At 40.7% G+C, this 16869-nt stretch carries 10 protein-coding genes; 2 read left to right on the top strand and 8 right to left on the bottom strand.

Features of this window, described 5'->3' with window-relative positions; all coding sequences use genetic code 11:
• Positions 1 to 116: 116 nt before the first annotated feature.
• The 3 genes from IPO83_15700 to IPO83_15710 form a co-directional block, all read right to left on the bottom strand.
• Positions 117 to 1679, bottom strand: coding sequence for a T9SS type A sorting domain-containing protein (locus tag IPO83_15700; GenBank protein ID MBK9732699.1), 1563 nt, complete (start codon positions 1677 to 1679; stop codon positions 117 to 119).
• A 179-nt stretch (positions 1680 to 1858) separates the two neighbouring features.
• Entirely contained in the window at positions 1859 to 5503 is a 3645-nt protein-coding gene (locus IPO83_15705) for a T9SS type A sorting domain-containing protein (protein MBK9732700.1), read from the bottom strand.
• A gap of 56 nt (positions 5504 to 5559) precedes the next feature.
• Positions 5560 to 6498 (bottom strand): NAD-dependent epimerase/dehydratase family protein, encoded by a 939-nt coding sequence (locus IPO83_15710; GenBank protein MBK9732701.1) that lies wholly within the window; start codon positions 6496 to 6498, stop codon positions 5560 to 5562.
• Between the two features lie 106 nt (positions 6499 to 6604).
• Between IPO83_15710 and IPO83_15715 the strand changes: the two genes are divergently transcribed.
• Complete coding sequence (locus IPO83_15715; protein MBK9732702.1) at positions 6605 to 9130, top strand: YfhO family protein; 2526 nt, start codon at positions 6605 to 6607, stop codon at positions 9128 to 9130.
• Positions 9131 to 9158: 28 nt separating this feature from the next.
• On the opposite strand, the gene IPO83_15720 is transcribed toward IPO83_15715, so the two are convergent.
• Positions 9159 to 9845: a VIT1/CCC1 transporter family protein gene (locus IPO83_15720; protein ID MBK9732703.1), complete on the bottom strand. Its 687-nt coding sequence runs from the start codon at positions 9843 to 9845 to the stop codon at positions 9159 to 9161.
• Between the two features lie 118 nt (positions 9846 to 9963).
• Between IPO83_15720 and IPO83_15725 the strand changes: the two genes are divergently transcribed.
• A complete protein-coding gene (locus IPO83_15725) occupies positions 9964 to 10440 on the top strand; it encodes a hypothetical protein (GenBank protein MBK9732704.1) in 477 nt (158 codons plus the stop codon).
• A 45-nt stretch (positions 10441 to 10485) separates the two neighbouring features.
• Here the strand turns inward: IPO83_15725 and IPO83_15730 are convergent, their stop codons facing one another.
• The 4 genes from IPO83_15730 to IPO83_15745 all read right to left on the bottom strand — a co-directional run bounded on the left by IPO83_15730 (position 10486) and on the right by IPO83_15745 (position 16647).
• Positions 10486 to 10926, bottom strand: coding sequence for a hotdog fold thioesterase (locus tag IPO83_15730; GenBank protein ID MBK9732705.1), 441 nt, complete (start codon positions 10924 to 10926; stop codon positions 10486 to 10488).
• 96 nt (positions 10927 to 11022) lie between these two features.
• Entirely contained in the window at positions 11023 to 14787 is a 3765-nt protein-coding gene (locus IPO83_15735; GenBank protein MBK9732706.1) for an HYR domain-containing protein, read from the bottom strand.
• 124 nt (positions 14788 to 14911) lie between these two features.
• The gene (locus IPO83_15740) at positions 14912 to 15367 is read right to left on the bottom strand and encodes a DUF4907 domain-containing protein (protein MBK9732707.1); all 456 of its coding nucleotides are present in this window, start codon (positions 15365 to 15367) and stop codon (positions 14912 to 14914) included.
• A gap of 41 nt (positions 15368 to 15408) precedes the next feature.
• A complete protein-coding gene (locus IPO83_15745; protein MBK9732708.1) occupies positions 15409 to 16647 on the bottom strand; it encodes an aminotransferase class I/II-fold pyridoxal phosphate-dependent enzyme in 1239 nt (412 codons plus the stop codon).
• Positions 16648 to 16869: the final 222 nt, after the last annotated feature.

Raw genomic sequence — 16869 nt, forward strand, 5'->3', positions numbered from 1 at the left:
CGCATCTTTAATTGTATCTCAACTGATGCCTTCAATTATAAACCGAAAGTGAATTCAATTAAATTAAAAGGACGCCTCTTATAAGGCGTCCTTTTAATTTTAATTGATTTATAATGTTATTGCTTCATCACTTTTGCAAACCGCACTTCCTCTTTCATTGTAAGTTTTAACACATACATTCCCGGAGCAATTCCTGATAAGGAATTTTCAATAAGCGGATCATTGCCTGAAACAAATTGTTTCCACTGTTTCACCAATGCACCTGACGAAGTGTACAAATCAAATTGTAGTTGCTGCGATTCGGGAAGATCAACATATACATGCAATTGATCGCTTACAGGATTTGGATACACGATCACTTCTGTTTGTAATGGATCAATCTGTGGTGCACTGCTGACGAGAGAACTGTCGAGAATAATATTTTCATCTCCGGGTTCATATGGAAGCCATGTGAAAAAGGCAAGCATCATTTCATCTGTTGTATGTTCTCCTGCTTCTACATCCTGCGGTGGGTTGCTCGGATTATCCGGATTATTTACAGTATTGTCGTAACTGGCTTCTGCCTGCAAAATGGAATTATTGGTAATGTGCACCGGCTTTTGATAGTTGTAAAATCCCTGCCAGTGAAAACTCCAGTTGGGAATATTGATAAATCTTGTGGTGTCTGCATTTGCATCGAGCGCCCATACTTTAAATGATTTCCCGATCTTATGCATGTGCGGGAAAATAGAGACCACTGAAATGTCGCCATACTCCCAATTAAATGATTCATGAAATGTGTTGACGGTATTAGCAGGAATGAATAAAGGGCCATCATCGAGGTAATCGAAATGATTCAAAATCGCATCGACATGCACTTCACGAATGACAGGTTGTATAGGCGTGAACTTTAAATTCACGGTAGTAAGATCAGTAAGGCCCTGACTTCCTGGCGCATAATGTAATTCAATTCCGAAATCAGCGCCTGCGGGAATCAAAATTCCCATGTTGGATGGAAGTGTGAAGATGCCGCTTCCGGGAGCCCAGGCACCAATTATGTAGGATGCATTATTGATCGGTCCTACACCATAACTTTCATAACCGGGTTCAGGATCATCCTGGTCCTGGTTCCAGGAAAAATTAGTTGGATCATAAAAAATGACGATGTGGTGCACAATGGAACCATTTCCCGGCAGGTATTCAACCTGATTCAGATAAACGTCTTCCGTGAAATTAGAATGAATCACAAAAGTGCGGTACGCATCTTCATTTACCGGAACAGTGTAAGAAGGTGTTTGCAATCCGAGATCAATCGAAGGTAATTGCGAACCGGTTTGAAATACTGGTGGAGGAGGAGCAGTGGCCAGATCACCTGATGGTACACCGTTAGCCACCCAACTGCTGATGGTATTGATATCCGTTTCAGAAAGAAATCTTTCGTCTTTAAAATGGGTGTAGCTCGGATCAGCTTTCCACGGTGGCATCAATTTCGATTCCACCTGAGCCTGTATGCCAAAGCCGTTGGTAACTGCATCATCATAGCTCATCAATGTAAATGGACCAATGCCACCTTCGCGGTGACAAGTGCTGCAGTTATTGTAGATGATAGAGGCGACATCATCAGACCAGGTAGGCGTTTGTGCATTACTGTTGAAAGTGACAACAGGCAAAAGGATAATGAATAGAAAACATTTCTTCATGTTGTGTAGATTTTGAGTGTAGCGGAAAGGGTGATGAAAGGTTACAATTGAAGACCGGCAATAAGTATTTGGAAATACAACGGAAACTCCCCGAAAGGTTACAGGATAACTAAGAATTTATTTTTGTGAAGAATGCAGATGGAATGTTGATGCCTTAGAAATAGGAGAGACTGAATCAGCTATTTCATGATGGATAGCTTCAGAAAATGTTTTGACTTCCCGCTTTCTACGGAAAGAATATATAATCCGGCGCTAAGATAGGAGCAATCGATACTGATGTCTTTTTCCCGTGAATTAAAAAAGTGCTTCGGGTAAACAAGCAATCCATTAAGGTCATAGATACCAATAGCGAAAGGAATATTTGATTTCTGCAGGATGCTGAATTGTCCCGATGTTGGATTTGGGTAAACTGTCAACTCATCTGTATTTGGAACACTTTCTATTCCTATACAGAAATAAACCATTATTGTATCCTCCGCGTAACCTGTGCAACCTGTTGAATCCTGATAAGAATACGTAACAACAGTCGTTCCGCCATTTGCATCATAAGGATAAAAAATATTGGAGGCAACACCATCTCCTGAATATGTTCCACCTTCAGGAATTCCGCCGGTTAGTAAGAAAGGCGGATGATATATGCAAATGGTATCCAATGGCATATCGTATGTTACTTCAATACCAGGAATAATTTCAAAAGTATCTGTAATGTATTGAGCACATCCAAACGTATCAGCAGGTAAAATATATTTGATTACATGAGTGCCCACTGCTAAATCGGAAATTGCAACTTCATTTGAATAGTTAAAGTAAGAATCAACATAATAAATACCACCCGGAGGAGTGGCTGCCGGTAAAGGTTGATTGGGTTCTGACTGGCAATAGTCGGAGAATGGTTCGATGGTCATATTGATAAGTGGTACAGAATGCAGAAAAAAATTCAGGGTGTCATTTTTTGTGCATAACGAAGCATGAATGATGCAGGAATACAATCCGGTATCAAGCGCGTAGTAGTAACTTGAATTTGCTCCGGTAATTTCAGTTCCGTTAAAAAGCCACTGATATGCATAACTGCCACTATAACCATCTATATGCAGGATTCCGTAAGAGCCCGGACATTTTAAACTGTCGCTGGCTGAAATAATCAATGGTCCGTAAAAGTCAACATTCACTTTTTTTGAAAGGCTATATGTGCATCCTGATGCATTATCAATTGAAGTAACAGTATAGGTTGTTGTGGCTGATGGGAAGGCAAGTGCCACTGCTCCTGTATCAACATTAAGGCTTTCTGATGGAAGCCACTTATAAGAGATGGGATTGCCCTGAACTGTCAACATTACAGAATCACCATTGCAAATAAATGGATTTAAAAAGGGATTCAGGGTAAACTTTGCAGTGTCATTTATATAAACTTTTACCTGGCCTGTATCACTACATCCAAGATTATCATATCCTGTAGCAATAAATATATAACCGTATTGAGGAAAGATTTGAATTACTGAATCAAACCAACTGGTGATGTTTTGAGTATTTGCACCCCAAAAATAACTTTCCCCGCCATGCACTGTTAATTCCAGTGAGTCTCCGTAACAAGTTTCGTGATTGCCGGTAATATACACGTTGGGTTTTGGTTGTATGGAAACATGAGCTGTTTTGGTAACTGTATCCTTTCCAAAAATATTGGAAACAATTAACGTAACAGCATAAGTACCTGCAGAATCAAAGTAAATTTTTGGGTCAAAGAAACTCAGGTCGCTTGTGCTTGACGCTGTTACAGGATCAACCGACCATTTATAAAAATTCACCGGAGAGGAAGTTCGATTAATGATTTTAACTGAACTCATTCCTTCACAAACGGTAGTATCGTTAAAAATAAAATCTGCTTTTGGTTTATCAAGCATTGCTTTTCGAGGCCAGGTGTAACCGGCAAAATTGTAAACGCTACCTCCGGCTACCATAAAAGAATCATAAGAAACAACACAATTAACAGTACCATCGAAGTAAGGTTGCAAGGCCACCCAGCCGGTGTCCTGAAGCGTAAGCAATGCCTTGTAGTTATTTAATGAAGCGATAAGCTGATCATTGTGAGAAATGGATGAGGTTACAGAATAGTCAAGAGTGCCAATGTGAGTAGAGTCGAGTTCAATCCAATTTATTCCATCGCCGCTTTTCATGAAATGAGAATTGTACAGGCTGATGAAAAGTGAATCATGAAAATGTGTGAAGCTGACTATTGATCCTTCAAGGTAAGCCGGAACACTCCATGCACTGCCATTCCAGATGGCAAAATTAGCGTTCTCAATCATGCTGCCTTTCCCTCCGGCAAAAAGCTGCCCTTTGAATTTAGTTACATCATACACTTCCTCATTGAATAAATTTCCAACTGTGGGCCAAATGCAATTGCCTGCATTTAATTTAACATGACCGCTTCCTCCACAGAGATAAAGCGTGTCTTCAGAAGAGAAAATTTTTTGTTCTTGAAGAAAAGTAGCATCGGAACACTTAGACCATGAAATGCCATTCCATTTTCCGAGACTCCCAAGGTAGGTTCCCAGGTTGTAGCTATTATAATTCATTAATGCGTATAACGTGGTATCGATAAGCGCAAATGATTTCACGGAAGAACTGACTCCATCATTCAGATCATGCCATGAACTACCATCCCATCTCGCGATATTATTTACCATTTTTTCTCCAGCAACCCTGAAATCGCCTCCCGCATACAACCAATTGTTGAGTGAGTCGTATATAAGTGTACTTACTTCACCGTCAGGGCTGCTGAACATAGAGACACTGTCCCACTGCGCACCATTCCATTTACTCAATCCAATTGCATATTTTCCATTAATTGTTGTCATGGCTCCACCTACAAATAAACCCATATCACAGGATTGCAAATGTGATATTTCATCTACGTAGGAATCATAATTACCGCTTGCGTCACCGGTTAAAATCCATGTACCGTTTTCATTGAGGCGGTAAATATTGCCTGATGACTGGGCAACAAACAAAGTATCGTGGTGGATAGCAAACATTCCGCCGGGCGTACCGAAAATACTTAATGAAATAAGCTGATGGTTTTTTAAGAATTTCAAAGTACCTGCGTCATCGACTAATAAAGTATCATGATAAGAAATTATCGGGTAGTGCTGATTGCCATTTGCTCCATTGTATTCAGCAATCCAAGATGCGCCATTCCATCTTCCAATACTCATGCTATCGAAATCAGCACTTACCATTAATTGATCATTGCGGATAGTGAAATCTATAGGATCATAATTTGTAAAGACAGACCAATCACCCAAGCCTGCTGACGCGTTTTCCAATTTGTTCCCGTCCCAGGTAAAAATCGTCCTCTTATCAGTACCGGTGACTTCCTGATAAGAGGCAATAAACAATTTGTTTTCAAAAGCAAAAAGTCTGACTACTTTAAAACCCGGCATAAATGGTATGGATGACCAGTGTGATCCATCCCAGGCAGCGAAGCTGCCAAAGCAATTAGTTTTTCCAGCCATGTTAAATGATCCGGATACATACAATATCCCATTTAGAAAAGCCATCTGCTCTACAATGGCCTGGTAAGTACCATTAAATACACCACCTCCGACAGGAGTCCAATTTGTTCCATTAAAACAAGCAATGCTATTCATCTCCTGGCCATCTGCAAATTTGAACATGCCACCTACATACAGCAGGTCATTAGTAGAATCATAAGCAGAACAAATTACCCTACCGGGATTACCAATACCAATTCCAAGCGATTCCCAAGCTTGAGATTGTGCCTGGAATTGCATTAATAAAAGAATAAGAACAGGTGCGAGTCGCATCGTTATAGAAAATATTTATTTCTAAAGATATGGAATAAACAAAAACGATAATGATGTTAATCAATATGTGTTAACATATCCCTCGTCATTCCATCCAAATTAAACTCAGGTTTCCACCCCCAATCTTTTCTTGCCACTGAATCATCAATACTTTCAGGCCAACTCTCCGCAATTTTCTGCCTGAAGTCAGGAGCATAATCAATTTTAAATTCAGGTCGTACTTTTTGAATGGAAGCAGTTTGCTCTTCCGGAGTGAATGAAATCGCTGAAATATTATAAGAGGAGCGGACCTTTACTTTTTCTGCCGGTGCTTCCATGAGTTCAATGGTGCCGCGAATAGCATCGGGCATATACATCATTGGTAAGCGGGTTTTTTCTGCAAGAAAACAGGTATAATGATTATTTTTTTTCGCTTCAAAATAAATATCAATGGCATAATCTGTCGTGCCACCGCCGCCCGGTGTTTTATAGCTGATCAATCCCGGATAACGTACGCTTCTAACATCCAGATTTCTTTTCTGAAAAAAATAATCGCACCATCTTTCTCCGGCCTGCTTGCTGATGCCATAGATGGTGTTGGGTTCCATCACTGTCCACTGAGGTGTATTTTGCCTTGGAGTAGTTGGACCAAAAACTGCGATCGTACTCGGCCAGAATAGTTTTTTCACACCTAAATCAACACAAGCATCAAGCACTTGTCTCAATCCTTTCATGTTAACACGCCAGGCCAGTTCAGGATTTTTTTCACCGGTAGCAGAAAGAATAGCTGCGAGGTGATAGATCTGCGTTACCTGGTGCGTTTTTACTGTTTCATATAATTTTGATTTGTTCAAAACATCTAATCGTAAAAACAAACCGGAGTCTTTCACTTCTGCACTTGGTTCTTTGAGATCTGCAGCGATCACATTTTTATAAATTTTTCGCAGTGCCATGGTCAGTTCGGAACCTATCTGACCGCAGGCACCGATCACGAGTATTGTATCATCATTGTTCATAAGAAATGGTATGGTAGCGGGCAAATGTAAATATTTTGGCCATCAGCAATAGTACTTCTCCTTAACAGTTTTTGGCTATTTTTACCCACTTCATTATTTCCATCCCATGAAAGAGAAAAGAAAAGAAAAAGCAGAAGCTGAAAAAATCACAAGTGATAAAAAAGTTGTTGTTGCCAATCAAAGTTCCGGTATCATTAAACTGGTGATTCCGCATGTTGTTGCCGTAATGGTTTTTGTGTTTGTAAACCTCTTGTTCTTTTCGCCTATGGTGTTAGACAATAAGATGATTCAGCAGAGTGATATTATTCATTTCAAAGGTGTATCGAAGGAACTAACGGATTACTATCAGCAAAATGGCAAAACCACATTGTGGACCAATTCACAATTCGGTGGTATGCCAACCTTTCAAATGGGCGCAAAGTATGAAGGCAACCTTCTTCAATATATTGAAAAGGTAGCTGCACTTGGATTCCCGCATCCTTCCCAGTTGTTGTTGTTTGCGTTTCTTGGTTTTTATATTTTACTGATTCTAATGGGAGTCAGTCCATGGTTAGCTATTGGTGGCGCATTGGCTTATGGTTTGGGTTCTTATAATATGATTTTGCTGGAAGCGGGACACACTTCGAAGTTACATGCCATCGGCATTTTGCCATTAGGAGTTGCGGGTATTATGATGTTGCGCCAGGGCAGATTTTACTGGGGCGCCGTAGTAACGGCCGTTGCATTATCCCTGGAGATCTACGCCAATCATTTGCAGATTACGTATTACCTTATGATGCTGATGTTAGTGTATGGCGTAGTGGAGTTAATCGCAGCCATTCGTAAAAAGGATTTCAGGAATTTATGGCTTGCAGGCGGACTTGCTGTTGTATGCGCTTTGTTCGCAGTGCTATCTAATCTTTCTATCCTTTGGTCAACCTATGAATATCTGCCATCTACCATTCGCGGCCCTTCAGAGTTAACAACTAACAAGGAATCATCAGGAGGATTAGATAAAGATTATGCAATGGGATGGAGTTATGGAAAGATGGAATCATTTACGCTTTTGATTCCCGATTTCAGTGGCGGTTCATCTAATTCAAAACTTGGAGCAGATTCAAAACTCGGAGAATTACTCAGGCAATACCAGGCTCCTCCTGCACAAGTTACCAGCTATCTTAACAATGCTCCAACTTATTGGGGCGATCAGCCATTTACATCAGGTCCTGTATATGTTGGTGCAATCATTTGCCTTTTATTTTTATTGGGAATGCTGGTGGTGAAGGAGCAATGGAAATGGTGGATTTTATCAGCTTCAATTCTTGCTTTATTGCTGGCCTGGGGAAAGAACTTCGAATGGTTTTCCGATTTGTTCTTCTATTATTTTCCGGGGTATAATAAATTCCGTGTTGTATCAATGATCCTGGTGCTGATTGGATTTACATTTCCATTTATGGGATTCATGACACTTTCAAAAATGCTGAATGGTGAATTTGATAAGGCTTTCTTTATTTCGAGATTGAAAATCAGCGTATATGTGACGGGAGGATTGTGTCTCTTGTTTGCCGTTGCGGGCCCCGCACTGTTTAATTTCAGCGGGACAAATGATGCACAATTGCAAAAGGAAGTGCTGAGTGCAATTATTGAAGATCGTAAATCATTGTTGCGTTCCGATTCCATCAGATCACTGGTTTTTATTTTGTTGAGTGCCGGTTTGATCTGGGCTTATATGCAAGACCGGGTGAAGAGAAATGTGCTGACAGCGGGAATCGTGCTGCTCGTGTTTTTTGATTTGTTTACCGTTGGCAAACGTTACCTCGACAGTGGTGACTTCATTTCTAAAAATGAATACAATAGTTATTTTGCCCCGACAGAGGTCGATGACTTAATTCAAAAAGAAACCTCAAAGGATTTCAGGGTCTTTAACCTTGCCAGCGCGCCGACTTCAGATTCACGCACTTCTTATTTTCATAAATCATTAGGAGGATACAGTGCAGTGAAGCTGCGCAGATACCAGGAAATTATTGAAAACCAGTTGACTAAAAATGACACCACAAAGAAATCCGGATTTCCTTTTAACAAAGAAGTGGTGGACATGCTGAATACAAAGTACATCGTTTTTAAATCGGGAGAAAAAGACCAGGTATTGCCCAATACCGCCGCACTTGATAATGCGTGGTTTGTGAATAAGGTAAAGATGGTTGACAATGCCGATGAGGAAATGGCATCTTTGAATGATTTTAATCCTGCAGAGACTGTAATTGTTGACAAGAGATTTTCGAATCAATTAACAGGGTTTACACCTGCGTTTGATTCTACGGCGCAAATTAACTTAAAGACTTACGAACCGAATTTTCTCGTGTACAACTCCAATTCAAAAACTGATCAGGTGGCTGTGTTTTCTGAAATTTATTATCAACCCGGATGGGACGCATTTATAGATGGCAAACCTGTTGATCATTTTCGCTGCAATTATATTTTGAGAGGAATGAAAATTCCTTCAGGCCAACACACAATAGAATTTAAGTTTGAGCCCGCCTCTTATTATACCGGCGAAAAAATTGCAATGGCAGGATCAGGACTTATTTTGCTGTTTCTTTTCGGTTTGATTGGAAAAGAATTCATGAATAAAAGAAAAACGGGACAGGTTTAATAAACTGGAAGTTCATTCAATAGAAAAATTATTCACTGATTAATCTTGCAATGAGGAACGCTGCTGCTGCTGCCAGCGCACCAATTCCTGCCGTACTCAATGCACCTTTCCAAACCGGTTGACCGGTAACACGCGCCTTAAAATATCCGAAGATGAGCAATGCCATAAGGGTAATGCCTGCTGAGATCGGCAATCCTTCCTCAGGATGTGACGTAATAAAATAGGCACTCAATGGAATAAATCCGCCGGCAACATAAGAAGCTGCAATATTGAAAGCGCTTTTGCTTGCACGATTGCTCTGGGGTTTTGTCAACCCGAGTTCGAACTTCATCATAAAATCAACCCATTTATCTTTTTTGTTTGCAAGTTCATCAGCCACAAGTGCCTGTGTAGATGCAGAAATCCCATATTCTGACAGCAGTTCCCTGATCTCTTGTTTCTCTCTTTCGGGAACAAGCTCCACCTCTTCATATTCACGTTGCAATTCGGATACGTAATGATCGGATTCTGTTTTGCCTGCTAAATATCCACCAAGCCCCATCGCGATTGATCCGGCAATAATTTCAGCAATGCCTGCTGTGATTACGATAGTATTGGAATCAACTGCTCCGCTCAAACCGGCAGCCAATGCAAAAGGAACGGTGAGTCCATCTGCCATGCCAATCACAATGTCTCTTACCACATCCGAACTTTCAAAATGTTTTTCTTCATGCATATCGCCGGTATTGAATCCTCAAAAGAAGTGTTTTTTTTCTACTCCCGCGATCATGTTTTTAATTTCGTAGTTGCAACGCTTTTTTTCTTTATTTTTCACGAACTAAAATGCAATTCCAATGAACTATCGTGCAAACAACGGACTTCGAAAGAGAATACGCTTCCTGTTGTGGCTTACTATTTTAGGATTGATTGGTAGTGGGTTGTCTGCTTTTCCATTGCAAACTGAATTGAATTTCGTACTGCAGTTCAGGTCGCAATTGCCTGCAGATCTTGTTGCATGGTTTGACAAAGTAAATCTTGCCATCAGTGAAACAAGTGTAAATTATCCACTGGTATTATACGGCTATGACTGGTTGGGTTTCGCCCACGTGCTTATTGCGCTTGCATTTATTGGTCCGTTGATGGATCCTGTAAAAAATCAATGGGTAGTTATCTGGGGTATGATAGCATCAGCACTTACCATTGTTATGGCTTTGGTTGCCGAACCGTTTCGTGGAATTCCATTTTTCTGGTCGATGGTAGATGCATCTATAGGAGCGGGCGCCTTTCTGATTTTATGGATTTGCAACAGGTGGATTAATCAACTGAAGTAGAGATGCCAACATGGCGTCTCTACGTTGGATTACCGCATCATAATTTCATACATCCTCTTCAAAATATTTCTTCTGTGTTCTGAATACGGTGCCATTGAATATCCCGATCAACTGATTGCTTTGATTGGTAACCATAACCTGGTAAATGGCGGTTCTTCCTCCCAGATAAACCTCTTTAGCTTCAATGGTAAATTCATCATGCAACTGGCCGGCATTCGGATAAGAAATGGAAACATCCAAAGCAACAGCAATCCTGTTATGCGAATTGCTCGCATAAGCAAATGCCGTATCAGCAATACCAAACACGATACCTCCGTGCACGGTGCCCACACCGTTTAAGAATTCCTGCCTCACTTTCATTTTCATCAGGCAATAACCTGCAGAAATTTTTTCAATAGATGGATTCAGCCATTTACCATACGTATCCTGTTCCAGCATTTTGTTTACGACACGCGAAGCAAGCAATGGATCAGCAGGGTGCGACATTTGTTGGTTGTATTTTATTTTGTTTACGGACTAAAAAGTATTTCAACCAAATTATGCAAGAAGCTGAAAAACAAAACATAAAAAACTGGTTGCCTGCTAACGGATAATCTCTATTTTTTTCACTACCGTTCGGTCATCACATTTCAACCGGACAAAATAAATTCCCGCAGCTTCATTGTTAAAGTTAAAGGAAATGGGATTGTTATCTTTTGATACCTTTTCATAAACAACCTGGCCTAATAAATTTGCTACCTGGATAATCGATGTATTATTTCCTGCCGTATTGTATGAAACAGTGAAATTTCCATCATTGGGATTTGGGAAAACCTTGATATTGATTTGTTCATTCACAGCAATATCTTCCTTACAAGAAACACTTACGGAAGTGGCAGCAGATGATTTACTGCAAGAGGTGCTGTTCTTTACAGTTACCTTATAAGCACCAGGTTGCGTAACCTGATAAGTACTGTTTGTAGCCCCATTGATATTCGCTGTTCCTTTTTTCCATTGATAGGTGAGACCTGTTCCGGTATTGGCACTTAGTAGTATAGATTGACCTTCACATATAGTTACCGCTTCTGACGGAGTGATGGCTGCTGCAGGTTTTGAAACAGAATTTACTGTCAAGGTATTGGAATTGACAGAACCAAAATCGTCTGTAACCTTACAAAAATAACTTCCATCGGTTGCAGCACTATAATTTATTTCCGTAGCGCCACTGATTAGATTCCCATTCTTAAACCATTGATAAAAATTACCCGAAGGAAAAGCTGATAACATTATACTTCCGGGTTTACAAATGGTAAGCGGTCCGGATGCAATGATGGTATAATGAATTTGATTGGTCTTAACGGTGAAACTGCAGGTGGAAATTTTTCCATTCACATCAGTAGCTGTATAAGTTACAGTGCTGATTCCATTCGGAAAAATTGCCCCGGGAGCGTAGTTGCTGGTGAATGAAGCAATGCCGCAGTTGTCTGATGCAACTGGTGGTATCCACGTTGCACTGTGATTTCGGGAAATGATGTTTGCAGGACAACCTGTGATAACCGGTGTTTGATTGTCAGTTACAGTTACTGTTTGAGCACATTGTTTTGCATTTGAGTTTACATCTATTGCCGACCAGGTAACAACTGTATTACCTACCGGAAAAGCCGAAGGTGCATTATTAGTGACATTGGCGATTCCGCAATTATCACTCACAGAAGGTGTGCCGAGCACTACACCACTGGCAGAACAAAGGCCTGTAGCTGCGTTTACATTAACGGTAGCCGGACAAGTAATTACAGGTAGCTGATTGTCGCTCACAATTACTGTCTGCACACATTGGTTCGTATTTCCGTTTACATCCGTCACCGTCCAGGTAACTGCAGTATTTCCGACAGGAAAACTTGATGGAGCATTATTAGTAAAACCCGCGACTCCACAATTATCGCTTACTACTGGTGATCCTAAACTTACACCATTGGCCGAACACTGACCAGGCGATGCATTTGCATTTACAGTTGCCGGACAGGTAATTGATGGTGGTTGATTGTCGATAACTGTTACATTAAAGTTACAGTTAACAGTATTACAAGCATTGGAAACGGTTGCAATCACATTCGTGATTCCTGTTTGAAATACAGTACCCGAATTTTTGGAGTAAATGATGGAAGGTGTGGGAAATCCGGTAGCCGTAGCTGCATTATAAGTAACAACAGCACTGCATAAATTAAATGCGGTAAAGGAAGTAACAGGCGCCGGACACGATATAATAACCGGGGAAGTATTTATAGTGAAAGGTATGGAGGTACTAAGAATCTGGTTAGGGCTATTGCAAATAACGCGTAGTTTATAATTTGTGCTTCCGGTTAATGAGGAAGGAAGAGTTACCGCTATGCTTCCGGATAATGAGCCCGCTAATGTGCCAACCACAGTCGGTGAGTTAAATGTTCCGAATTCATCAGACAATTCTGCTGTGTACAAATTTCCTGTTGCAACATAATTGCTGGAGGCAAAAGTAATATTGAAAGAAGTACCGGCGCAAAAGGCGGAACCGGGAAGCGTGAGTGAATTACCCAGTTTGAATTTCCAAAGATCATTTTTAGAAATCGTTCCATCATCACCAAAGCCCAGCCAGCTTTCGGTATTGGTATTAAAAAAGATAGCACTGTTTCTTGCATTACCCGGAAAGTCTGCTCTTCTGGTCCATATTGTTGATGCAGGATCATATTCCCAAACATCATTATCATTAAAACCGAGTGGATCAAAACCACCACACAAGTATCCTTTGTTGTCAAATGAAATAACAGCTGCGCCTCTTCTGGCTCCATTGGGAAAATCGGCAAGTTGCAACCAGGAGTTTAAGGAAGGATCATATTCCCAAAGATCATCATAATAAACATCTGCATTATCAATACCGGCGCAGAGATATCCCTTTGAGCTTACTGAAAATCCACAGGCTTCCTGCCGTACGCCGCCAGGGAAAACTGCTTTCTGTATCCATTGATTGGTAAGCGGATCATATTCCCAGAAATCATTTTTTGAAGATCCGGTTGTTCCGGTCCCTACATATGCTTTAGCATTCACTACAAATGCAATTGCTTCCTGCCTGGCAGCACCACCAAAATTTGCTTTCTGTAACCATGTATTTGAGATCGGATCATATTCCCACAAGTCATTCAAATAGGTTCCGTTAAATCCGGTTGCCATGTATCCCTTTGAATTGATAGCAAAACCAACAGCTCCTGTTCTGCCGGCACCCGGACAGGCCGCCTTCTGCGTCCATATGTTGTTGGAAGGATCGAATTCCCATAAATCATTGAGGTAAGTATTTCCATCGAATCCTGAGGCCATATATCCCTTGTTATTCATGGAAAAAGAAACGGCGCCTGTTCTTGCATATCCGCCGAATACCGCTTTTTGAACCCAGCTATTAGTTAGCTGATCGTATTCCCAGAAATCGTAGCGGGCAGTGAGGCCATCAAAGCCGGTACCGACATAAGCTTTCGTTCCAAATGAAAATCCAACAGCATTGTACCTTCCTGCACCTCCGAAATTTGCTTTCGCAGTCCATGTATTACTGATTGGATTATATTCCCAAAGGTCATTTTTATAAGTACCATCAAGACCGGTAGTGATGTAACCTTTCGAACCAATTGTAAATGAAACGGAGTTCGATCTGGCACTTCCTGCAAAATTGGCTTTCTGAGTCCAGGTGTTTGTTAACTGATCATATTCCCAGAAATCATTTTTTCTCACAACGCCATCATAGCCGGTACCTAAATATCCTTTTGTACCGATTGAAAATCCTGCTGCGGCTGATCTACCAACACCACCAAAGTTGGCTTTTTGAAGCCATGAATTGGAAGCCTGGTCATATTCCCAAAAATCAGCTTTACGTACAGAGCCTGTATAGCCTGTTCCGATATATCCTTTGGTTCCAATTGAAAAACCTACTGCTCCCGACCTTGGATCACCTGTGAAGGTTGCCTTTTGCGACCATGAATTTGATGTCTGGTCATATTCCCAGAAATCATTTTTGTAATTAAGTCCATCATAACCTAATCCGATATAACCTTTTAATCCAATGGAAAAACTGGTAGCACCTGAACGATTCCCGCCGGTAAGAGTAGATTTTTGAGACCAACTGTTTAAGGATGCATCGTATTCATAAAAATCACTATAGAAATTCGAATTAAAAAAGCCTGTACCGATATAACCTTTGGTTCCTATTGACATTGCACAGGCATTATAGCGGGGCGTAGCACCGTGTCCTAATGGAGTGCTTGAAGACCAGCCCGGTTGGGCGCCTGTATATTTAACCAATAGATTGCATAGGAATACCAGCAGTAAAATGCGAAATGGTGTTTTCATCATTTTTTTTTGAACGCCCAAAGATAGCTGATGTATTACTTAAGGAAAAAAGGATAGTAAGAAGAACACCTAATTAAGATTGTCAGATCTAAAAAGGCAGAATAAAAGGAATGTGATTCCCTGCATATCACTGATCGATCTGAACTCCCAAAGTTTTTAATTCTTCTGGAGAAACTGTAGGTGGCATTTCACCTTTGTTGATTTTTTCAATCACTAAATGCGCAACAGAGGCTGCCATTTCTTTTGTGTTGAAACCTTTATTTCCGGGAAGAGCTGGTATAGACGACTGATGTATCATCAGTTTTTCATCTTTGTAAATATCGTATCCGAATGTATTTTCTTCGGATTCAATTATAGTGTATTTAAAACCGGCTGGTAGTTCAGTTTCTTTTTTGGTTACTACAACTGCAGCGTTATGAATGGTATCGGTGTTGTCTTCCGTCTTTATCACCGTGTTATCCGGCTGCCCGGCAACTGTATTTTCAGTGGTGTTTGTTTCGTCAGCATGATTACAGGAATAAAGGATAAGGAATATAACTCCAACCAATAATTGCCGGGATAGAAATAACTGGAATGCTTTCATAATGCGGAGAATTTTTTGATCAAAAAAAACGCATGTTCTTATCAGGAAAGTTTTTGAAGTCCTGTTCTGAGTTTTATAATCGACTCTTCAATTTCATTTGTCTTACAGGTTCCAACAGAAAGTCTGTACCACGTTGACTCATGAGAAGTACCAAAAGCATAAAACGGAACAAGGGCAATTCCACATTCATTCAACAGGTAAGCAGTGATTTCTTCTGTAGTATATAAAGTTTTGCCGTCTGCTTTTTGTTTTCCTTTAAGATCAAACTGAACAGTGAGATAAAGTGCAGCCTGTGGAGCAATTGCATCAACTTTATGTCCTTCATTTTTAAGTGCCATAAGGCCTTTATAAATTCCATTCAGCCGAAGATCAATTTGTGACCTGAAGGACGTCATATACGTTTGAATTTCATCACCCTGCTTCAGGAAATGAGCAGTAGCTACCTGCTCCGGTTTTGGAGCCCATGCACCAATGTGTGATGCAATAGATTTCATTTTATCGATCAGATCTGCAGGGCCAAATGCCCAGCCGACACGAAGACCTGTGGCTGCAAATGCTTTTGACATTCCATCCATAAAAATGGTATAGTCTCTCAACGCAGGGCGCAATGAAACAGGATCATAATGTACCGTTTCACCAAAGGTGAGCTGCCAGTACATCTGATCATACAGCAGGTAAATTGGTTTTTGGTCTGATCCGCGACGTTCATTTTCCTCCAGCACCAAGTCGCATATTTCTTCCAGCGCTTTTTTTGTAAAAGCTGTGCCAGTAGGGTTTTGCGGAGAACACAGCGCGATCAGGTTTGCATTTTTAATATGCGGTTTTATATCAGCAGCCGAAGGCATAAAATTATTCTCCAGTTTAGCTTCAATCATGATGGGTCGTGCACCGGAAAGATGACAGTAGTGATTATTGTTCCAGGAAGGAACAGGAAAAATTACACCGTCGCCCGGCTGAATCAAAGTGGTGTAGGCAGTATAAATCGCCGGCCTTCCGCCACTTGTAATCAGAATTTCGTCTGGTGAATAATGCATGCCGCCATTGGCCAGAAAGAGACTTACTTCCTTTCTCAACTCTGCCATGCCATTGGCCGGCGGATAATTCGTTTGTTTATTTTGATAGGATTTGATGATTTCATTTTCAAGCGCCAGCGGAATAGGAAATACTTTCGGATCAAAATCACCGATAGTGAAATTGAATATTTTCTCACCCTGTTTTATTTTCTCATTTACCTCCGCGGCAAGTTTGATGATTTCGCTTCCAATCAGCGTTTCAGCCATATCGGATACAATAAGTTTTCTTCGGGAGGCAACTTGACCCATAACGTTTTTATTTGTGACGATTTAAAGGTACAATCTTATTCATTTTTCCGGGTTCAAAGTTTAGCACATGGGTTTGCTAAAAAGCCCTGGACCGGTTTAGCCTGGCTTCCCAAAATAAGGAGTGATTGTCAGGACTGTCAAATATAGAACGGTAAAACTATTACTGGTAATTGGACACTT

Source organism: Chitinophagaceae bacterium (assembly GCA_016717285.1).
In the GTDB taxonomy this organism is placed as follows: domain Bacteria; phylum Bacteroidota; class Bacteroidia; order Chitinophagales; family UBA10324; genus JACCZZ01.